The sequence below is a fragment of the Achromobacter xylosoxidans genome, assembly GCF_002192695.1.
GTDB lineage: Bacteria > Pseudomonadota > Gammaproteobacteria > Burkholderiales > Burkholderiaceae_B > Achromobacter > Achromobacter xylosoxidans_C.
The window spans coordinates 52,879-73,627 of the sequence record NZ_MTLG01000088.1 but is presented as its reverse complement, the minus strand read 5'-3'; the positions used below and the strand labels follow the sequence as shown (position 1 = coordinate 73,627).

The following is a 20,749-nucleotide window of genomic DNA, read 5'->3' as shown; positions in this document are numbered from 1 at the left end:
CTACCATCGATAACTCACCGTCCCGATCACTCGCCTGGGTTCGCCGTAAAAGCACCCGTAGGTGCAATTCCCGATATAGGTCTTGTCCGCAAGATTGGTGCCGTTGAGCGCCAAGCGCCATGGGCCGGTGGTGTAGCTGATCATGGCGTCGAACAGGGTGAACGCGGGCACCTCGGCGTTGGTCTGGCTGCGGGTGCTGCCGACATAACGCATGCCGGCGCCCGCCTTCAGGCCGGGCAGCCCGAGACTGCCGAAACTGTAGTCGGCCCAGAGCGAGAGCTGGTTGTACGGCACGCCGGGCGCACGGAGGCCTTCTTGTTCGGGCTGCGAGGGGCTGGCTTGCGTGGTCCGGGCGTCGGTGTAGGCGTAGGCGGCGATGAGGTTGACCTCGCGGGTGAGGGCTGAACGGACTTCCAGTTCGAAGCCGCGCGAGCGTACTTCGCCAGCCTGTATCGAGTACGTCATCGTCGGATCGGAGGGGTCGGCGACCAGCACGTTCTTGCGCGTGATCTGGTAGACGGCCGCTGACACCATGGTGCTGGAGCCCGGCGGCTGATAGCGCAGGCCGGCTTCGTACTGCTGACCGGTGGTGGGCTTGAAGCGGCCGCCGCTGCGATCGTTGCCTTCCGTCGGTTCGAAGGACTCGCTGTAGCTCAGAAAGGGTGCGAGGCCGTTCGGGGCGAGGTAGACCAGTCCGGCGCGGCCCGTAAAGGCCTTGCTCTTCTCGTTGTCGGCGGTCTTGTCTCCGGTGAAGAAGTTGCTGGAGTCGAACCGTACCCAGTCCTGGCGTCCGCCGAGCAGGACGACCCAGCGGTCGGCAATCTTCATCTGATCCTGGACGTACAGGCCCAGCCGCTTGGTATCGCTTTTCCAGGAGTAGGGGTTTTGCGTTTCGATGCTGCCTATCGGGCTGCCATAGACGGGGTTGTAGATATCGATGTTGCCGAGTTCGCGCTGGTAACGTTCGGATTCGTGGTGGGCGACGGAATAGTCGACACCGACCAGGAAGGTATGTTCCACCGGACCCGTGCGGGCCTGGTACTGCAGCGATGTGTCGGAGACGGCGCCCGTTGACCGATCCCAGCGCGGCGCCGCGCCGCGATAGGCGGTCCTGCGGCCGTCATCCTGCAGGCCGCTGATCCAGACCGAGCGGTATTCGTTGCTGGCATGCATGTAGCGTAGGCTGTTGCGCAGCTTCACCTGGTCGTTGAAGGCATGTTCGAACAGATACCCGGCCGAATAGCGTTCCAGGTCGAACTTGTCATAGCCGGGTTCGCCGGTAAAGCGCTCGCGGGGAATCTTGCCGTTGGGGTTGGGCAGGATGGTGCCGCTCTCGGGCAGGCCGTAGACATAGCCTGTCCTGTCTTTCTGATAATCGGCGAGCAAGGTCAAGGACGTGGCTGCGCTGGGCCGCCAGGTCAACGCGGGCGCCACGTAGGCGCGTCGGTCCGGAATGTGGTCGATAAACGTGTCCGCATCGCGGCCGAGAAAGGTAAGCCGGTATGACCAGACGCCTTCCTCGTCCAGCGGTCCGCCGAAATCGCCTGATACCTGCTTGCGATCGAAGCTGCCGGTTTCGACGTTCAGCTCGCGCAGGGCCGCGGCCGGAGGCCGTTTGCTGATGGTGTTGATGATGCCGCCGGGCGCAGCGGCGCCATAGAGCACCGAGGATGCGCCTTTGAGAACTTCGATGCGTTCCAGGCCATAGGGTTCCTGCTGGCCGTTGAAGATATTGACCGTGTACTTGGTGCCGTCGCGGTATTGGTTGCCGTTGCCATCGAGCTGAAAGCCGCGGACGATCAAGGTGTCCGAGGTGCGGTCGAGCCCTTCCGAGCGGTTGACCCCGGCGACATAGCCCAGCGCGTCCTGCAGGTTCTGCGGCTTGAGCGTTTCGATTTCCTCGGCGCCGACGATGGTGATGGACTGCGGTGTTTCCATCAGGGGCGTGTCGGTCTTGGTGCCGGTGGCGCTGCGCGTGGCAGCATAGCCGTAGAAGGGGCTGGTGGCGGTCTCGTGCGTACCAGAAACCTCGACGGGAGAGAGCATCTGGGCGCCGATCGGCCTCAGTACATAGCCGCCGCTAGGCCGCGCGGCAGCCTCGAGGCCGGTATCGGCCAACAATGCTTGCAAGCCATTGTGCGCCGTGTAGCGGCCCTGGATGCCCTTGCTCTGGAGGCCGCTGGTTTGTCCGGTCGAGAAGGACAGCAGCAGGCCGGATTCGCGGCCATAGCGGTTGAGCGCGGCGGTCAGCGGACCGGCGGGAATGTCGTAGTACCGTTGTTCATCCGAAACCTGCGCCTGCGCGATCGGGGCGCCCAAGGCAAGCGCAGCGATGGCGGCGCAACCCAGCAGGCCGCGTGTGGCCATGCTGGTTAGGACATGCAGGCGCAAGCGTCTGCCGGTTGCAATGGAAGGCGTTGGTTTCGGGCGGTTCAAACCCATGTGGAGTTCCCCGGATGCAAGAGTGAAGGCAATGTGTGGTCCTACTCTTCTTGCCCCGCGAAAAACGAAAAGGGATCAACCGCTGCGGAATTTTCCGGTCGGCCGGGCCGGACGCGGTCGCACGGTCACCCAATAGCGCGTAAGGTAGCTCACGGATATGGGCAGGGTGTCGACAAGTAGCTCCAGGACGCGGTCGGTGTCGGCGGTGGGGTAGGTGCCCGTCACCTTGATATGGGCAAGCTCTTCATCCCAGGCCAGGCGTCCAGGGCGATAGCGCCCGAGTTCGGCCAGGAATGCCGGCAGCGGCATATCCTGGGCGACGATGATGCCTTGCGTCCAGGCCAGCATGTCCTCGTTGGCCGAACCCGTTGCGGCAGCCGTATTGCGCCTCAGCGTGCCTTGCTCGCCGGCCCGCAGGAGAACCGGCGCGCCGCTGGCGGGTGTGAGCTCCACGGCGCCGTTGAACACGGCGACCAGGCTTTCCGCGCTGCTGCGTCCGTCCAGGTCGCGTACGGAAAAGCGCGTGCCCAGCGCGCGGATGCTGCCCTGGCCGGTGCGCACGAGGAAGGGGCGAGGCTCGCCCATTGCCGGGTCCGGCGCCGTGGCGACCAGCAGCTCGCCGTTGATGAGACGCAGCGCGCGCTCCGTCGACGTGAACTGGATATCAATGGCGGTGCCGGCATTGAGCACCACTTGCGTGCCGTCGGGCAGGCTGCGGTTCAGGCGTACTCCAGCCGCGGTGCGGCTATCGGAGGCCCAGCGCCGCCAAGTGCGCTGCTCGTCCAGCATCGACGCCGCGCCGCCGGCAAACAAGGCCAGCGCCAGCGCCTTGACGAGCTTGCGCCGTGCCGGTGAACCAGGCGCCGTGAGCGCCGCGCGAGCCACAGGGGCAGGCACGCCGCGCAGCCGGGCCTGGAAGCTCTCGATGTGTTGCCAGGCGCGCTCGTGTTCGGGGTTCGCCTCGCGCCATTCCCGCCAGCGCAGGAAAGTGTCTGCGGCCACGCGGTCGGATTGCAGCTCGACCAGCCAGTGCGCGGCCTGGAGGCGGATGTCGGGGGCGAGGGGGGGCGACGGGCTCATGAGCCTGAGTGCCTCGAGTCCGGATTCAAGTGAAACAGCAATGGGCCAACGCCCGGGCGATGTAGCGCTTGACGGTGGGAATCGAAATGCCCAGTTCCGCCGCGATCTCGCCTTGGCGTTTGCCATCGATCTGCGATAGCAGAAATGCTTGCCGCACCAGCCGGGGCAAGGCGTCAAGCAGGCGGTCGATTTCGAGCAGGGTTTCGAACAGGATGGCCTGGGTTTCGGGCGACGGCATCTGGGGTTCGGGCAGGAGCGCGAGCGCCTCCAGATAGGCCTGCTCGATGCGCTGGCGCCTGCGCAGGTTCAGGACCAGTCCATGAGCGATCGTCGTCAGGAGCGCGCGCGGCTCGCGCATTTCGGGCAGCGCGTCCTTTGAGAGCACGCGCACGAATGTGTCGTGCGCGAGATCGGCGGCGGTGCCGGCATCCCCCAGCTTGCGCCGCAGCCAGCCTCTCAGCCACCCCCCGTGTTCGACGTACAGGCCTTCTATGTATTGCTGCGGTAATGCGAATTTGTTGGCCGCCATGGCGAATCCCCTTCCGCGCATCGGACCTGGGTTTTGTTGTTGCAATTGAGTATGAGAATTATTATTGCATATTGAAACGCCAAACGTATGCCACGCGAGCGGGCATACCGGGATCCGGGACGCCCGCCAACTCTGCCGGTTCTCGGTGGGAGGGGCTACTACCGAGGGCGCTCGATGGCCGCCGCCTCATCCAGCAAGGCCCGCGCCGCGAGCTTTCCAAGATTGTTGCCGGCGAAGGGGCTGTCGCCCGTGAGCAGCTTGCGGTCCTGAAGGGTGCTCCCGTCGACCTTGGTGTTCACGACGGTGATGCCTAGTCCCGCCAACTTTTCTCCAAAGAACCAGCGCAAGGGGCCGGGCATGTAGCCGATGTCTGGCGTCTGTTTGTCCATGCCATCGGGGAAGGCGCAGATGCGGTAACCATGGAACGGACTCGCGCCGTCCAGGCCGGTCGCCAGCAGCGCCGCGGGGCCATGGCACAGCGTGATGACATGCTTGTCGTTGTGCATCGCCCATTGCAGCGCATCATTGACGTCCGTGCTGAAGGGCAATCCTATCAGCGCGCCATGGCCGCCAGGAATGAACACGGCCAGGTAGTCGGAGTCGCGATCCAGCGCCTTGACGACGTCGGCAAGCACCTGCGGCTGCCGGAACTGCTGTTCATATTTCTGGTACAGCGCCGCAACCTTGGCGTCCTCGGAGGGGAATGCCCACCATTCGAACTTGACCGGATTGCCCGACAGCGTTGCGATGTCGACCTGGAATCCCGCCTGGTCGAGGTGGTACATGGGCAGCAGGGTCTCGACCGGATGATTGCCCGTCGAGAAGAAAGTGTCATTGCCTGTGAGCAGGTAGCGCTCGTCGGCTGCGATCATCAGGATCTTCCAGCGGCCGCCTTGATAGGCGTCGGGGTAATCGGCGTCCGACAGATCCGACTTGGCCGAGGTGAACTGCGATAGCGAGTAGGGCGAGGGGAAAAACGCGTTGCGCTCAGCGGGGTCCGGCGTGGGCTGTTTGCTGTCCGTTTGCTGTGCCATGGAAGATCTCCTGACTCGGTGGGCTGGGCTATCCAAGATAGACAGAGCGGACACATCTACGCCATGGCGGAAATCCCCTGGCCCCAAGGTGCTCCCAGGCAGCGCTTGCTTCTTGTTTCCAAATAGTCGCGGCGTCGCCCGCCTATCTTCACGCCGACCAGTCCGTCACAAACTCGTCACGGAAGCGCCGGATCCAGTCCAACCGGGCGGCCGCAAGCACGCGGCCGCCTTCCGTCTGCATGGTTTCCGCGATGCGCGCGAGCTTCAACTCGATGTGATCCAGCGTATAGGCGCCGTCATCCAGTTGCCGATGCGCGCCCATGGGATCGGTGGGGTGCGCCAGCGCGCGCCCCAACATCCCGCCGACATGGAACATGCGGGCCAGCCCCACCGGGCCGAGCGCGTCCAGGCGGTCGGCATCCTGCACGATGCGCGCCTCGATGGTCCGGGTTGGGATGTTGGCGGAGTGGCTGTGGGCCTCGATCGCGTGATGGACGCCTTCGAGCCGAGCCGGCGAATAGCCGATGGCCTGCAGTTCGCGCACGGCCTGGCTGGCGGCCATGGCCGAGGCGCGGGCCCGGTCGGGATGGTTCTTGGGCAGGTTGACCAGGTCGTGCAGGTAACAGGCGGCCATGACGGTCATGGCGTCTGCTTCCGGATGATGCGCCAGCATGCCGTTGGCGGCTTTCCACACGCGTTCCAGATGGCTCAGGTCATGCGCGCCGTCACCGGTATCGGCGCGCTGGGCGATCTGTATCAGCTGCGGCCGCAATGCCGCCAAATCTTCGCGCATGTTCATTTTCTTCCACTAGCTTCGGGACCAGGGGAAAGTTTACACAGGACGTTTTCGGGCCGGACCGCGCGTTTTGCCGCGCGGCCCGGAGCGCGGCCTTAGCCGCCCTGCGCCTGCATCCGTCCCGCCGCCGTGGAGCAGATCCGGTACACCAGCGCCGACACCACGAAGCTGGCCGGCGCGGCCAGCGTCGCCGCGAAACCCTCCGTGTGCATCAGCGCAAGGCCGCAGATCGCGCCCGCGAACCAGCCGGCCAGGCCGGCGCGGTTGAATGCGGCCCCGCCATGTTGCGGCGCGGACTCCTGGTGGCCCAGGATGTGCACCAGGGCCACCGCCACCCACGACACCACGAAGATGCCCTGGTAGGCCAGGGCCTGCAGCAGGTACGAGAACACGTCCAGCAGCATCAGCGCATACGTCACCGCGCCCACGATGACCGCCCACATCGCCTTGGGCCAGCGCATGCCCGGCCAGCGCGCGAAGAATGCCTGCATGTTGATGGTGGCCAGGTAGTAGTTGGCCGTGTTGATGCGGGTCTGCGTGATCCACACGAACAGCAGTCCGCCCAGCCCCATCAGCTTGAGGAGCGCTAGCACCACCGACACTTCCGACAGCGCGGCGTCGCTGGGAATGGTGCTGACCAGGTAGATGCCGGCCACGCCATTGAGCAGGAAGGTGACCAGGTAAAACGGCATGCCGAAGTTGTAGCGGCTGTGATACGCCTGGTCCTCGCGTTTGCCGAAGCGGGCGTAGTCGAAGGTGAACATCATCAGGACCCACACGCCCATGTAGTACACGAAGGCGTCCCACCAGCCGCCCGCGACGGGGCCTTCGGGCGGGCCGAACGACAGCCAGGCATCGCTGTAGCCGTATTCCTGCGTCGCCATCACCACGGCCAGCAACAGGCCCAGCAGATAGAACGGCAGCAGCACGCCGTTGAATTTGTCCAGCCAGCGCTGCACGCTGCCGAAGATCAGCAGCACGCTGTAGATGACCACCGCCAGCGCCACCAGCCAATAGGGCACGGCCGGATAAAGATGATGCGCCGCGACCGACATCACCGCGCCTTCGAACACCGCGTAGTAGATGGCCGTGGCGAAGAAGATCAGCGTGGCCAGCGCGGCGCCCGAGGTGCCGAAGAGCCGGCGCGAGAACAGCGCCACCGACAGGCCCGTACGGATGGCGTAGCGGCTGATGACGCCGTTGATCAGCCCGTAGCTGATCACGGACAGCACCATGCCGATGACGGCGTTGCGGGCGCCGTACTTCAGCGCCAGCGTGGCGCCGACGACGATGTAGAAGACGGCGCTGCACACGGCCCACCAGGCCATGGTGAGCGAGTAGCGGGGCATGCGGTCGCTGTCGGCGACGGCATGCAGCGAGTTGTCCGTCTCCTCGGACGGCTTGTGCTGGGTCAGATTGGCCATGGGGATCTCCTGGCGGGATCGGATGCTGCGGTTCGACTGCGGAACGGGCGCGCGTCGCCCTCCGGCCTTGCCAGGGGGCAAGGCCGGGATGCTGGAAAAACCTGGAAGTCGGGCGCGGATCGGCCGCGCCTACGGGGTCAGCCGCTGAGTGCCTGATGCAGCCGCTCGAAGCGGGCACGATAGTCGCGCCTGGCGGCCACTGCCTGCTCCAGCGTCACCCTTTCGAAATGGGCGCTCTGGTTGGGCTGCATCTGGCCGACCTTGTCCAGGTCGGCGCTGATGACCGTGCCTATCATCGCGTAGCCACCGCCGGACACGGCGTCGCGATGCAGGATGATGGGCTCCACGCCCGCAGGCACCTGGATGGAGCCGATCGGATAGCAGGCGTCGACGATGTTCGACGGGTCCGCGCCGGCGCCGAAGGGCTGCTCGCGGTGGCGAAAGCGCAGTGGGCGGCCCTGCTTGTAGCGGTAGCCGATGCGGTCGGCCTCCGAGGTTACGGTCCAGGCGTCTTCATAGAAGGCGGCGGCGGACTCGGGCTCCAGGCGGTGGTCGTACAGGCCCGGCAGCACGCGCAGCGTCTGCGCCTTGGGCGGGGCGACGGCCAGCGCGGCGGGCAACTCGCGGCCCACGCGCGTGCGGATCGAGGCCCGGCCTACTGCCAGCCGGTCGCCCGCCTGCAGCTTGCGGCCTTCGTGGCCGCCGATGGCGCCCAGCGCATAGGTCGAGCGGCTGCCCAGCACCTCCGGCACGTCGATGCCGCCCGCTACCGCCAGGCAGGCGCGAGCGCCCGCCTGCACGAAGTCGAACGACAGCCGGCTGCCCGCCTGCACCGCCAGCGCGACGTTGCAGGCCTGCGCCACGCCGTCGATCTTGGGGATCATGCTGGCGCCGGTCACGGCGATCACGGCGGCGCGGTGGAACAGCAGTTCAGGGCCGAGCAGAGTGCATTCCAGCGCCGCGTCGCCGGCGGCGTTGCCCACCAGCAGGTTGGCGGCCGCCAACGCGTACTGGTCGAGCGCGCCGGATGGTGGAATGCCCAGGTGGTAGTATCCCTGGCGGCCCGTGTCCTGCACCGAAGTGGCCAGGCCGGGCTTGATGACTTCGATGATGGGATCGTTAGGCATGGAGCGTCTCCAGCAGTTGGGCGTTGCAGGCATCGGGCGCGCGCTGGAACTCGGCCAGCGAGAACGACACGGGCCGGATGCGCAGCTCGAAGCTGCCGGCCTCGACCTGTGCCGTGGCCTGGTCGTACTCGTCGCGGGTGATGGGCTTGAACTTCACGATGTCGCCCGGGCGGAAGAACACCATGGAATCGCGCAGATGCGCCTGGCGCTGGGCTGGTTCGAAGATGGGCGCGGGCGTGACGCCGAACATCTGGTAGCCGCCGGCGCCGCGCACGGAGTAGATGCAGCCGAAGCAGCCGCCGTGTCCCACCGTGTGCTTGGGCGTGTCGGTGCGGGGGCGCAGGTACTTCGGAACCTGCAACTGGCGTGCGCGCTCCACCATCTGGAACATGAAGGGCAGTCCGGCGACGAAACCGACCATGGACACGAACCAGGGCGATCCGGAATGGGCGTCGATGAACGCCTGCACTGAATCGTGGCCGTTGATGCGGGCCGCGTATTCCAGGTCGGTGGAGTCCGGATCCTGGTGCCTTTCGCGAAACCGCATCAGGGTCTCGTGGGTCCAGGGATCGTTGTAGTACACCGGCACTTCGACGATGCGGGTCGCCAGCGTCAGGTTGGCGAGGTCCATGCCCGCCTCCAGTTCGCGCAGCAAGGCCAGCAGCGCTTGCGGCGCGATGCGGTCGGGGTCGTAACGCACCTGGTAGGACGCGTTGGCCGGGCAGATCTCGGTCACGCCGTCGACCGCGCGTTCGCGCAGCGCCCGCGTGATCGCCATGCCCTTGAAAAACGATTCCAGCGACATGTCCTCGCTGATTTCGACGAAGATGAATTCGTCGCCGCCGTGGGTGTAGCGCAGGCTCATTGCCGTTCCTCCCGATCCTTTTGCATCCAGGCTTCAAGATAGTTGGTGTGGTAGCGGCCGGCCAGCACGTCCGCATCCTCCAGCAGCTCGCGGTGCAGGGCCAGCGTCGAATGCACGCCCGTCAGTTCGACTTCATCGAGTGCGCGCGCCATGCGCGCCAGCGCCGCGGCGCGGCTTTCGTCCCAGACGATCAGCTTGGCCAGCAGCGAGTCATAGTAGGGCGGCACGGCGCAGCCGGGGTACAGCATCGAGTCCACGCGCACGCCGGGCCCGCCGGGCCAGCGCACGTGTTCCACCCGGCCCGGGCTGGGCGCGAAGTTGCGCGTGGGGTCTTCGGCGTTCAGGCGGCATTCGATGGCTGCGCCGCGGATGGCGATGTCCTGCTGGCGCAAGCGCAGCGGCTCGCCATCGGCGATGCGCAGCATTTCGCGCACCAGGTCCACGCCGGTGATGGCTTCGGTGATGGGGTGCTCGACCTGGATGCGGGTATTCATTTCGATGAAGAAGAACTCGCCCGCGCCGCGGCTGTCGTCGTACAGGTATTCCAGCGTGCCCGCGCCCCGGTAGCCGACCGAGCGCGCCAGTTGCGCCGCCGATTCGCACAGCTTCTGCCGGGTGGCGGGGGCCAGGGCCGGCGAGGGCGCTTCTTCCAAGACCTTTTGGCGGCGCCGCTGCAGCGAACATTCGCGTTCGTACAGGTGCACGGCGCTGCTGCCGTCGCCCAGGACCTGCACTTCGATGTGCCGCGCGCGCGGCAGGTAGCGTTCCAGGTATACGCCGGCCTCGCCGAAGGCCGCCTGCGCCTCGGCCTGGGCCTGCGGCATCTGCGCGCGCAACTCGGTTTCGTCGCGCACCACGCGGATGCCGCGTCCGCCGCCGCCGGCTGCGGCCTTGATCATCAGCGGGTAGCCAATAAGCGCGGCATGGGTCAGGGCCTCGTCCAGCGACGACAGCACGCCCGCGCTGCCGGGTACCGTCGGCACCCCGGCCGCCTGGGCGCAGGCGCGCGCCGCGGCCTTGTCGCCCATGGTGCGGATGGTGGCGGCATCGGGTCCGACGAAGATCAGGCCGGCGTCGCTCACGGCCTGCGCAAACGCCGCGTTTTCGGACAGGAAGCCGTAGCCGGGGTGCACCGCCTGGACGCCGGTGCTGCGCGCGGCCTCCAGCAGCGCTTCGGTATTCAGGTAGCTGCGCGTCGCGTGCGAGGGGCCGATGAGCACGGCTTCGTCGGCCATGCGCGTGGCCAGCGCGTCGCGGTCCGCTTCGCTGTACACGGCCACGGTGCGCATGCCCAGTTCGCGGGCGGCGCGGATGACGCGCAGCGCGATTTCGCCGCGGTTGGCCACCAGCACCTTGTGGATCTTGCGGGGGCGGTAGGGGGGGTTGATATCGGACATGGCGCGGCCTATCCCTCGATGCGCAACAGGGGCTGCCCGGCTTCCACCGGGTCGCCGTCTTCCACCAGGATCTCCGCCACCACGCCGCCGGTGGGCGTTTCGATCTGGTTGAACTGCTTCATCACTTCGACGATGCCGATCACGGCGCCGGCGGCCACCGTGGCGCCCGGTTCCACGAATGGCGCCGCGCCGGGGCTGGGGCGGCGATAGAAGGTTCCGGGCAGGGGGCTGGGAATATCGTGCAACGGCATGGTTTTCTCCTTGGTATGTTGTTCGGGTGAGCAGGCGGTTCAGGGACCGGTCACGCTGGGAGGCGCGATCCGGATGCCATGGGCCTCCAGCTTTTCGCGGGCGGCGCGCACCAGGGACAGGGCGCCCGGCGTGTCGCTGTGTATGCAGACGGAATCGAAGTCGATGGCGATGTCCTTGCCTTCGACCGTGCGCACGCGCCCCTCGGTGCAGGCGCGCAGCACTTTTTCGGCGACCTGGATGGGGTCCAGCGGCTGGGTGTAGCGGGTGAAGACGATGGAACCGCTGGCGTCGTAGTCGCGGTCGGCGTAGAACTCGCGCACCACGGGCTGGTTCAGTTCGCGCGCCAGGCGGTAGGTGACCGAGCTTTCCATGCAGTACAGCGCCAGCGTGGGCTCCAATTCCTGCAGCGTTTCGATCAGGCGCCGCGACAGGGTTTCGTCGCGGGCGGCCTGCATGTACAGCGCGCCATGGGGCTTTACGTGCTGCAGGCGCAGTCCGTGCAGCCGGGCGAACTCGCGCAGGGCGCCCAGTTGATAGACGATGTCGTGCACCAGCGCTTCGGCGCTTTCGCGCATGTCCCGCCGGCCGAAACCCACCAGGTCGCGAAAGCCGGGATGGGCGCCGATACAGACGCCATGTTCACGCGCCTGCAACACCGTGCGGTTCATGATCCGCGGGTCGCCGGCATGGAATCCCGTGGCGATGTTGGCGGAACTGATCAAGGGCATGATCGCGTCGTCCACGCCGTCCCCGATGGTCCACGGGCCAAATCCTTCCCCCATGTCCGAGTTGAGGTCGATGCTGCGCTTGCTCATTGCGGGTGGCTCCTTCGCGTTGCTCGCCGCATCCGGCGCGGCGTGTGACGTGAACATTAGCCAAGCCGGCAGGGGATAAAAAGATCTTTTTATAGATCTATCGATATCTGAATTTCAGATAAGTCCCTCATGCATGATTCTGTTTTCCAGGAATTGTTTCCTATGAAAAATACGGGATATCCCTGATTTGATAGATCAAGTTGCGGACAGAATAAGCAGATATCCTAAAGGGAAGATATCGATTTAATAGATAAGGAACGACATGTCGATTACCCTACGCCAGCTCAAATACTTCATTGCGGCGGCCGAGCTCGGTCAGATTTCCCAGGCCGCGATCCAACTGGCCATCTCGCAGTCGGCCATCACCAGCGCCATCCGCGAACTGGAGGACACCGTGGGCACGGCGCTGTTCCTGCGCGGCGCGCACGGCGTGACGCTGACCCACAGCGGCCGCACCTTCCTGAACCACGCCTACAACATCCTGTCCTCGGTCGACGAAGCCCTGCGCATGCCGGCGGCGGCCGAAGAGGTTTCCGGCCGCCTGCTGCTGGCGGCTTCCTACACGGTGATCGGATATTTCCTGCCGTACCACCTGCAGCGGCTGTCGCAGCTGTATCCGCGCCTGGACATCCAGCTGCACGAGCTGAACCGCAGCGCCATCGAGGAAGGCCTGATCGCGAACCGCTATGACATGGCGGTGCTGCTGACCTCCAACGTCGCCAATCCGGACCTGGCGGTGGAGCACTTCTTCGGTTCGCCGCGGCGCCTGTGGCTGCCGGCCAGGCATCCCCTGCTGGCGGCGGACGCCGTGACCCTGGAGGATGTTTCACGCGAGCCCTTCATCATGCTGACCGTCGACGAGGCGGCCTATACCGCCTTGCGCTACTGGAACGAAACCCCCTTCAAGCCCGACGTGCGGCTGCGCACCTCATCGGTCGAAGCGGTGCGCAGCATGGTGGCCAACGGCAGCGGCGTGGCCCTGCTGTCGGACATGGTCTACCGGCCCTGGTCGCTGGAAGGACGGCGCATCGAAACGGTCCAGCTCAAGGACCCGATTCCGCCCATGAACGTGGGGCTGGCCTGGCGCCGCGGCGCGGAAATCTCGCCGGCGATGCAGGTGGTGCGGGATTACTTCCGGCATGCGTACATGGCGCAGCGGGGCGGGGCGATTTGAACGGGCAGCGCATGCGCCGAGACTGCGCGGCGTCCGCGGCATTCAACAGCGCGCCATTTTGGGTTCTAATCCTGGCAGCTTGAAACATGCCAATGCGCTGGCCGCCCCGTGCGGCCCGCCACACCGGGGAACACAGAATGAGAACATCCTTGCTTTTCGTGGCCGCCATCGTGACGGGCTGCGCCACCGGTTCCAGCGACCTGCTGACCGAATCGAAGGTGGCGGCGATCAAGCTCAACGTCACTACCTACGACGAGATGGTCCGCGACTTCGGCCCGCCCCGTTCCCAGAGCGTCAACCGCGAAGGGTTGACGACGGCCACCTGGTTCTATTTCGACAACAGCGCCTACGGCGCGATGGACAACCAGCAGACGCTGACGGTGATCTTCAACCGGGACCGTACGGTGAAGGACTACGTGAACGCGTCCGCCGGGTCCGGCAAGAGCCGCTAGACCGCCAGGGGCTGTGGCCCAAGCGGTCAGAGCACGAGCTTCAGTCCGATGGCGAACATGGCCGCGGCGACGCAGCCGTCCAGCACTCGCCACGCATTTGGATTGGCGAAGACCGGCCGCAGCAGGCGCGCGCCATGGCCCAGGGCAAAAAAGAAGGCGAACGAGGCCGAGATCGCGCCCAGCGCGAAGGCGGTCTTGTGGCCGTCGTACTGGCTGGAGACCGAGCCCAGCAACACCACGGTGTCCAGGTACACGTGCGGATTGAGCCAGGTCAGGGCCAGGCAGGTCGCCAGCGCGGCGGCGCGTCCCGCGGTCTGGTTGGATGAGGGCCTGAGGCTATCGTGGCGGGCGCGCAGGGCCGATATCAGGCTGCGCGCCGCGTAGGCGAACAGGAACAGCGCGCCGCCGTAGCGCAAGGCGGATTCCAGCCAGGGCAGGGCGCCGACGGCCAGGCCGAAGCCCGCCACGCCGACGCTGATCAGGATGGCGTCCGACAGGGCGCAGGTCAGGCAGACGGCAAAGACATGTTCCTGGCGCAGTCCTTGGCGCAGGACGAACGCGTTCTGCGCGCCGATCGCCATGATGAGGCTGAGGCCGAGCAGGAATCCGGGAATGTAGGCGGTGGTCATCGTCAACCTTGGAGCTAGGGCGACAGACTAGCCTGGGCTGAATGATTAGGACAGCTAATTATCCTAATCCATATTCAGTTTTACTAATTTTCTTGAGCGCGTCCGAAAACCCTCGGACGCGCCGTCAGGCATGACCTTAGAACATGTGCCGGATACCCGCCGAGGTCTGCAGCGTATGGGATTCCCGGATGTCCAGCCGGTTCACGTAGGCATAGAGGTTGGTGCGCTTGGACAGGTCGTACTGGTAGCCCAACGCCCAGCCGGTAATGTCGGAAGCCATGGCGCGCTGGTACGAGGCCATCACCTTGCCGGCCTTGCCGGTCGGCACGGTCACGCCGACGATGTAGGAGTTGACGTTGTCATAGCCGGCCGATGGCCCGCTGTTGGCGTTGCGCAGATTGCCATAGGTGCCGTGCAGCGTGATCCATTCGAAGTCATAGGAGCCCGCGGCCTGGAAGTTGGTGGCGTTCTTCTTGCTGGGCTGCAGCGCGTTGGGATTCAGGCGTTCGTAGGTCAGCGCGGCGGCGATGGGCCCCTTGTTGTAGCGCAGGCCGGCGGTCAGGACGCGGTCGTGGTTGTCCGTGGCGAATTCGTTGCCGTCGTTGGCCTCGAAGCTGTAGCCCAGGCCGGCTTGCCAGCCGTTCATGCGCGGCGTGGCGTAGAACACGGCATTGTTGACGCGGCCGCCCGCGCCGAAATCGCCGTCGTTGTAGCCCAGCACGGCATTGTTGGAGCTTTGGCTCCAGCCGGTGCCGAACGGCGAGCCCACGCCTGCCCATTCGAAGCCATAGACCCATTGCCGGCCCAGGCGCACTTCGCCGAAGCCTCCAGCCAGGCCGACGTAAGCCCAGCGGCCGAACATGCGTCCTTGCGCCTGGGTGCCGTTGTTGGCATTGAAGCCGCTTTCGAGGCGGAAGACGGCCTTGTAGCCGTTGCCCAGGTCTTCGCTGCCGCGCAGGCCCCAGCGCGAACCGGACTGGTTGCCGCTCTTCTGGCGCAGGCTGGATTCGCCATCCTTGCGCTCATAGAGCATGCCCAGGTCGACCAGGCCGTACAGCGTGACCGAACTGGTTTCGGCGGCCTGCGCCGGACTCATGCACGAAAGGGCCAGCGCGGCGCCCAGGAATTTGCGTTGTCTCAGCTTTTTTTTCAAGGTGATCCCCATTGATGTTGTGTTGCGGATGGACGAACGAGCCCCGCCGTCCGCGCGGTGCGCGGATGGCAGGGGGTAAAACACGGGTGGCCGGGTCAGGGCGCCGGCAAGGGCGTCAGCGCTTGCGGATCGGCGATGTGCAGCGTGACGCTGCAACCATGGACCGAGGACAGATGCAGGGTGTTGAGGGCGATGCGCTTCTCGCGGGCATCGGCCGCCGCTTCCCCGCTATTGGGATTGACGTCGTACTTGGGAAAGTTGCTGCTGGAGATGTCCAGGCGGATCCGATGTCCCCGCTTGAAAAGATTGCAGGTGGCGAAGGGTTCGATCGTGACTTCATAGATAGTGCCGGGCACAAGCGCCGCCGGCTTTTCCCAGGACTCATGGAAGCGGCAGCGGAAAATGCCGTCGGTCAGGTTCAGCGCATAGCCTTCCGGATAGTCGGGACTGGCGGGATAGACGTCGATCAGCTTGGCGGTGAAGTCGGTGTCGGGGCAATCGGACGAGATGCTGAGCCTGACCAGGACTGGACCGGCGACGGCAAGATCCTGCTCCAGCGGTTCGGTCTGGAATACGACCACGTCGTCGCGCGAGGCCAGCGGCAGGCCAGCCTGCTCGATGCCGAAGAAGCGTGCGTCCTCGCGCTGGTCGAAGCCGCCGCCCACGAACACCGGCTGGCCGGACGTGAGCGCGCCGCCGATGGTGGGCACGGGACGCCGCGGATCGGCCTGGTAGCGGATACTGGCGTGCGTGGCCTGGGGCGGCTCCAGCCGCAGGCCGCCGTCGGCGTGCAGATAGTAGGGCGTGGGACGGGCTTGCGGCACCGGCCAGGTCTCGGCCTGCACCCACTGGCCACCATGCTCGAAGCGGCCCTGCGCATCGCGCCGGCCGCTGCCGCCGCCCATCAGGAACAGGCGGGCGACCGGATCCGAAGCTGTGGGGCTGGCGTCCTGCTGCAGCCAGCGGCGGAACCAGGCCAGGCGGAACTCCAGCCAGTTGCGGGCGATGTGGCCGTCGAAGGCGGCCGCCGGCCCGAACTCGGCGTCGCCGCTATGCGTGATGTTGCGATCGCCGTGCAGCCAGGGGCCCATGATGAGCCGTAGCGGCGCATTGCGCCCGGCGCCCAGGCCTTCGAAGTTCTCCATGGTGGTGCGCACGTAGGCGTCGTACCAACTGGACATCAGCACCACCGGAATGTCCGGGATGGCATCGTAGTAGCCCTGCGCATAGATGCCCAGCTGGCGCCAGGATTCGTCGAAGGACTCGGCGCGCCACTGCTCGAACAGATAGTCCTCGTACTCCGGCACGGCCGACAATGGCGAATGGCCGGGCCGCCAGGGCATGCGTGAGAACCACTGGCGGATGTCCTGGGCTTCGAGCGCGGCAAGCACCACCGGGTTCTCTTGCGCGGCCGGGCTGAGCTTGGCCTGCTTGTAGGCCCAGGTCGCCTGCTTCAGTTCGAAGGCGCCGGATTGGCGGATGCCGCACTGGTAGCCGTTGGAAAAGCCGCCGGAGTCCAGCACCATGCAGGCCAGGCCGGGCGGGTTCAGGCAGGCCAGCGCCATCTGCGTGTGCGCGCCATACGACAGCCCCATGGTGCCCACCTTGCCGTTGCACCAGGGCTGGGCGGTGATCCACGCCATCGTGTCGAAGCCGTCCGGTCCTTCCGACAGGTACTTGGTGAACTGGCCCTCGGAGTCGTAGCGGCCGCGGCAGTCCTGGAACACGACCGCAAAGCCGTGCTGTGCGAAGTAGCGCGCGATGTCGGGGCGCGGCTGGCCCTGCACGCCGTCGAGCTGTTCGGAACGGGAGATGTCCGCCTTGCCGTAGGGAGTGCGCTCAAGAATCACGGGCAGGGGAGCGTCCGTGCCGGGCCGGTAGCCGGCGGGAAAGTACACGTCGGTCGCCAGCAGCACGCCGTCGCGCATGCGCACTTTCTGGTTGGGCAGGTCCGCGAGGGGGCGGGTGGGGCTCATTTTGCTTCCTGTATGTAGACCATGGAGGTCCGTTCCAGCTTGTTGGCGCGCACGACGATGCCGTCGCGGGCGGCCCAGAAGACGACCGGGAAATAAAGCGGCACGATGCCGACGTCGTTGAACGCGGCTTCGGCGGCTTCGCGCAGCAGCTGGTTGCGGACGTCCTTGTCGAACTCGGTGGCGGCGCGCGCCAGCAAACGGTCCACGTCGGGGTTGGAGTAGCGCGCGCGGTTGAAGGCGCCGGTGCCGGCGGCCTTGTCGTAGCTGGCCAGCACGTTGGTCAATCCATTGGACGAATCGCCGGTGCTGTTGCCGTAGGAGAAGATGAAGGCGCTGTACTGCTGCTTGCTGCTGGCGCCGGCGTAGACGTTGTAGGGCTGGGTGACCACGCCGTTGATGCGCAGGCCAGCCCGGGCCATCATCTGCGCGAGCGCCTGCGCCAGGTCGCCGTCGCTGGCGAAGCGGTCGTTGGACGAGTGCACGGTCAGGCCGAAACCTTGCGGATAGCCGGCTTGCGCCAGCAGCTTGCGCGCGCCATCCGGATCGTAGGCGGGCGGCGGCAGCGCGGGCGTGTAGCCCCCCAATCCTTCGGGCACCATCTGGCCCGCGGGCGCGCCGGCGCCGCTGAGCAGGCGCGTGGTGATGGGTTCGCGCATGAACATCATGGAGATGGCGCGGCGCACCCGCACGTCCTTCAGTGGATTGGCGTCCATGGGCTTGCCCTGGGCGTCGGTGACGTACGGACTCTGGTCGCGCGCCGAGTCCAGCGCCAGGTAGATCAGGCGCGCCGAGGCGGCCTGGTACAGCGCATAGCCAGGGCGGGCCTGCAGCTTCTTCGTGTCGGTGGGCGGCACGCTGTCGATCAGGTCGACCGTGCCCGACAGCAAGGCGGCCAGGCGCGCGGCGTCGTTGGAGATGTAGCGGATCACGACGCGGTCGAAGTCCGGGCGCTTGCCCCAGTACTGGTCGTTGCGTTCCAGCTCCAGGCTGTCGCCCGGCTGCCAGCGCTTGTACTTGTAGGGGCCGGTGCCGATGGCGGCGGGGCCGGCATTGAAGTCTTCCGAGCTGCGGCCCTCGGCCGCGTGGCGCGACAGAATGTAGACCAGTCCGATCTGCTCCATCAGGTCGGGCGTGGGCTGCCTGGTGCGGACGCGCAGCGTCAGCGGGTTCACGACCTCGATGCCGGCGATCGAGCGGACCGCGCCGGTGAAGGGCGCCGGACTGTTCGGCACCTTGGGCGCGCGCTGCAGCGAGAACAGCACGTCGTCGGCCGTGAAGGGTGTTCCGTCATGGAAATGCACGCCGGGCCGCAGCTGGATTTCCCATAGCGTCGGTTCCAGCACCTGCCACGACACCGCCAGGCCGGGACGGATCTGCATGTTCTCGTCGGTCGACACCAGCCGTTCGAAGATGTTCTCGGCCGCGGCCTGATTGTTGCCCGTGCGCGAAAACAACGGGTCCATGGACGAGGGTTCGCTGGAGTGGCCGATGGTCAGCAGCGGACGCGCGGTCGCGCCCGCGGCCGCCGCCAGCAGCGCAGCGACGAGCAGGGCTCGCAGGCCGCTGCGCAACAGGGAAGGTTTGAGGCTTGCGGCTTTCATGGACGGATCATTCCTTGCGCTGGCGCATCCAGCAGATGACAGGCGGCGCGGCGGCCATTGCCCTGTTCCAGCAGCATGGGCTGCTCGGTCTTGCAGCGCGCCATGGCATGAGGGCAGCGCGGATGGAAATGGCAGCCGGGCGGCGGGTTCAGCGGCGAAGGGATCTCGCCCTTGATGGCGTGAAAGCGCCGCTTGCGGTTGCTCAGCCGCGGGACCTCTTCCAGCAGGGCCTGGGTGTAGGGATGCAGCGGCGTCTTGAAGATCTCGGCGGTGGGGCCGGATTCGACGACGCGGCCCAGGTACATGATGACGGTACGGCCGCTGATGCGCTGCACCACGCCCAGGTCATGGCTGATGAAGAGATAGGTCAGGCCCAGCGTCTCGCGCAGGTCCATGAAGAGATTCAGGATCTGCGCCTGGATCGAAACGTCGAGCGCGGCGATGGATTCGTCGCAGATGAGAAAGCGCGGCTTGACCGCCAGCGCGCGGCCGATGCCCACGCGCTGGCGTTGGCCGCCCGAAAACTGGTGCGGAAAGCGGTTGCGGAAATCCGGGTTCAGGCCCACTTGCCGCATGACCTCGACCACGTAGTCGTCGTAGTCGGCGCGCGCCACGATGCCATGGGCCAGCGGCGCCTCGCCGATGATGTCGCGCACGCGCTTGCGCGGATTGAGCGAGGACATCGGGTCCTGGAAGATCATCTGGGTGGACATGCGTTGGGCATGCGCGGCCTGTCCGGTCAGGGAAGACAGCTCGCCGGCCGGCGTCAGCAGGCTGCCGGAGGTGGGCGGCAGGATGCCGGCCAGCACACGGCCCAGCGTGGACTTGCCGCAGCCGGACTCGCCCACCAGGCCCACGACCTCGCCTTCATGGATAGACAGGTCCACGCGGTCCACCGCGTGGACCGTATGCGACGCCACGCGCGCGCCCAGCAGCCCGGCCAGCCTTTCGGCATAGTCGGGCCGCTTCACGAACAGGCGCGAAACCTGCTGGGCCTGCATCAGGATGGGCGTGTTCAAGAGAGGACTCCTGTCTGGGGATGGAAGCAGCGCAGCGTGCGCTCCTGCTCGGCCGCGATCTGCGGCTGCTCTTCGCGGCAACGCAGCGTGGCGTGCGCGCAGCGCGGGCTGAAGGCACAGCCCTGCGGCAGGGCGAGCGGCGACGGCGCCATGCCGGGAATCTGGTAGAGGCGCGCGCCGCCCTGGTCGTTGCTGGGCACCGAGCCGATGAGACCGACCGTGTAGGGATGGCGAGGGTGGTCGAGGATGTCTGCGGTGGGGCCGGATTCCACCACGCGGCCCGCATACATCACGCAGACGCGGTCGGCCAGGCCGGCGACCACGGCCAGGTCGTGGCTGACCCAGACCATGGCGGTGCCGGTATCGGCGCAGAGCTTCTGCATCTCGGCCAGGATCTGCGCCTGGATGGTGACGTCCAGCGCGGTGGTGGGCTCGTCGGCGATGATGAGGTCGGGCTTGTGCAGCATGGCGATGGCGATGGCCACGCGCTGGCGCATGCCGCCCGAGAGCTGGTGCGGGTAGGCCTGCAGGCGCTCTTCGGGCGCGGGGATGCCGACCGCCGCCAGCGTGTCGCGGGCGCGCGCCCAGGCGGCCTTGCGGCTGCAGCGCTCGTGCGCCCGCACCGTTTCCACCATCTGCGTTTCGATGCGGAACACCGGGTTCAGGGTCATCATCGGGTCCTGGAACACCATGGCGATGCGGTTGCCGCGCAGTTCGCGCAGTTCCTCGGCCGACAGGGCGGCGAGGTCGCGGCCTTTGAACAGGATCTGGCCGCCGTCGATGCGTCCGGGCGGGTCGATGAGGCCCAGCACGGAGAAGCCCGTGATGGACTTGCCCGAACCGGACTCGCCGACCAGGCCCAGGATCTCGCCCGGGTGGACGTCGAAGCTCACGTCGTCGACCGCGCGCACCACACCCGCTCGGGTGTGGAACCAGGTGCGCAGGTTCCTGACGGAAAGCGTGGGAATTGCCGGATTCATGGGA

At 66.4% G+C, this 20,749-nt stretch carries 19 protein-coding genes; 2 read left to right on the top strand and 17 right to left on the bottom strand.

Features of this window, described 5'->3' with window-relative positions; translation table 11 throughout:
• The 11 genes from BRO63_RS23400 to BRO63_RS23350 form a co-directional block, all read right to left on the bottom strand.
• Positions 1-2,367: a TonB-dependent siderophore receptor gene (locus BRO63_RS23400; RefSeq protein ID WP_256943395.1), complete on the bottom strand. Its 2,367-nt coding sequence runs from the start codon at positions 2,365-2,367 to the stop codon at positions 1-3.
• Between the two features lie 150 nt (positions 2,368-2,517).
• Positions 2,518-3,522: a FecR domain-containing protein gene (locus tag BRO63_RS23395; RefSeq protein WP_088142101.1), complete on the bottom strand. Its 1,005-nt coding sequence runs from the start codon at positions 3,520-3,522 to the stop codon at positions 2,518-2,520.
• Between the two features lie 25 nt (positions 3,523-3,547).
• Positions 3,548-4,051, bottom strand: a complete 504-nt coding sequence (locus tag BRO63_RS23390; RefSeq protein WP_088142100.1) for a sigma-70 family RNA polymerase sigma factor — start codon at positions 4,049-4,051, stop codon at positions 3,548-3,550.
• A gap of 158 nt (positions 4,052-4,209) precedes the next feature.
• Positions 4,210-5,085 (bottom strand): glyoxalase III HchA, encoded by an 876-nt coding sequence (gene hchA / locus BRO63_RS23385; RefSeq protein WP_088142099.1) that lies wholly within the window; start codon positions 5,083-5,085, stop codon positions 4,210-4,212.
• A 148-nt stretch (positions 5,086-5,233) separates the two neighbouring features.
• On the bottom strand, positions 5,234-5,884 hold the full coding sequence (locus BRO63_RS23380; RefSeq protein WP_088142098.1) for an HD domain-containing protein: 651 nt from the start codon (positions 5,882-5,884) through the stop codon (positions 5,234-5,236).
• Between the two features lie 92 nt (positions 5,885-5,976).
• A complete protein-coding gene (locus tag BRO63_RS23375) occupies positions 5,977-7,305 on the bottom strand; it encodes a purine-cytosine permease family protein (protein ID WP_088142097.1) in 1,329 nt (442 codons plus the stop codon).
• Between the two features lie 137 nt (positions 7,306-7,442).
• On the bottom strand, positions 7,443-8,432 hold the full coding sequence (locus BRO63_RS23370; RefSeq protein ID WP_088142096.1) for a 5-oxoprolinase subunit C family protein: 990 nt from the start codon (positions 8,430-8,432) through the stop codon (positions 7,443-7,445).
• Positions 8,425-9,297 carry a 5-oxoprolinase subunit B family protein gene (locus tag BRO63_RS23365; protein WP_088142095.1) on the bottom strand — a complete coding sequence of 291 codons (873 nt, stop codon included), beginning with the start codon at positions 9,295-9,297 and terminating at the stop codon, positions 8,425-8,427. Before BRO63_RS23365 ends, BRO63_RS23370 begins: the two co-directional genes overlap by 8 nt.
• The gene (locus BRO63_RS23360; RefSeq protein ID WP_088142094.1) at positions 9,294-10,694 is read right to left on the bottom strand and encodes an acetyl-CoA carboxylase biotin carboxylase subunit; all 1,401 of its coding nucleotides are present in this window, start codon (positions 10,692-10,694) and stop codon (positions 9,294-9,296) included. The genes BRO63_RS23365 and BRO63_RS23360 overlap by 4 nt, the downstream gene beginning before the upstream one ends.
• An 8-nt stretch (positions 10,695-10,702) precedes the next feature.
• Complete coding sequence (locus tag BRO63_RS23355) at positions 10,703-10,945, bottom strand: acetyl-CoA carboxylase (RefSeq protein WP_088142093.1); 243 nt, start codon at positions 10,943-10,945, stop codon at positions 10,703-10,705.
• A gap of 39 nt (positions 10,946-10,984) precedes the next feature.
• On the bottom strand, positions 10,985-11,761 hold the full coding sequence (locus BRO63_RS23350; protein ID WP_088142092.1) for a 5-oxoprolinase subunit PxpA: 777 nt from the start codon (positions 11,759-11,761) through the stop codon (positions 10,985-10,987).
• Between the two features lie 262 nt (positions 11,762-12,023).
• Here BRO63_RS23350 and BRO63_RS23345 point away from each other — a divergent pair, with 262 nt between their 5' ends.
• Positions 12,024-12,935, top strand: coding sequence for a LysR family transcriptional regulator (locus BRO63_RS23345; protein ID WP_088142091.1), 912 nt, complete (start codon positions 12,024-12,026; stop codon positions 12,933-12,935).
• A 137-nt stretch (positions 12,936-13,072) separates the two neighbouring features.
• A complete protein-coding gene (locus BRO63_RS23340; protein WP_088142090.1) occupies positions 13,073-13,387 on the top strand; it encodes a hypothetical protein in 315 nt (104 codons plus the stop codon).
• A 26-nt stretch (positions 13,388-13,413) separates the two neighbouring features.
• Here the strand turns inward: BRO63_RS23340 and BRO63_RS23335 are convergent, their stop codons facing one another.
• The 6 genes from BRO63_RS23335 to BRO63_RS23310 all read right to left on the bottom strand — a co-directional run bounded on the left by BRO63_RS23335 (position 13,414) and on the right by BRO63_RS23310 (position 20,745).
• Positions 13,414-14,016, bottom strand: coding sequence for a LysE/ArgO family amino acid transporter (locus tag BRO63_RS23335; RefSeq protein WP_088142089.1), 603 nt, complete (start codon positions 14,014-14,016; stop codon positions 13,414-13,416).
• Positions 14,017-14,152: 136 nt separating this feature from the next.
• Positions 14,153-15,169, bottom strand: a complete 1,017-nt coding sequence (locus BRO63_RS23330; RefSeq protein WP_088142109.1) for a porin — start codon at positions 15,167-15,169, stop codon at positions 14,153-14,155.
• Positions 15,170-15,264: 95 nt separating this feature from the next.
• The gene (locus tag BRO63_RS23325) at positions 15,265-17,145 is read right to left on the bottom strand and encodes a CocE/NonD family hydrolase (protein ID WP_088142088.1); all 1,881 of its coding nucleotides are present in this window, start codon (positions 17,143-17,145) and stop codon (positions 15,265-15,267) included.
• Positions 17,142-18,746, bottom strand: a complete 1,605-nt coding sequence (locus BRO63_RS23320; protein ID WP_088142087.1) for an ABC transporter substrate-binding protein — start codon at positions 18,744-18,746, stop codon at positions 17,142-17,144. The genes BRO63_RS23325 and BRO63_RS23320 overlap by 4 nt, the downstream gene beginning before the upstream one ends.
• On the bottom strand, positions 18,743-19,765 hold the full coding sequence (locus BRO63_RS23315) for an ABC transporter ATP-binding protein (RefSeq protein WP_373557791.1): 1,023 nt from the start codon (positions 19,763-19,765) through the stop codon (positions 18,743-18,745). Before BRO63_RS23315 ends, BRO63_RS23320 begins: the two co-directional genes overlap by 4 nt.
• Complete coding sequence (locus BRO63_RS23310) at positions 19,762-20,745, bottom strand: ABC transporter ATP-binding protein (protein WP_088142086.1); 984 nt, start codon at positions 20,743-20,745, stop codon at positions 19,762-19,764. The genes BRO63_RS23315 and BRO63_RS23310 overlap by 4 nt, the downstream gene beginning before the upstream one ends.
• Positions 20,746-20,749 lie beyond the last annotated feature (4 nt).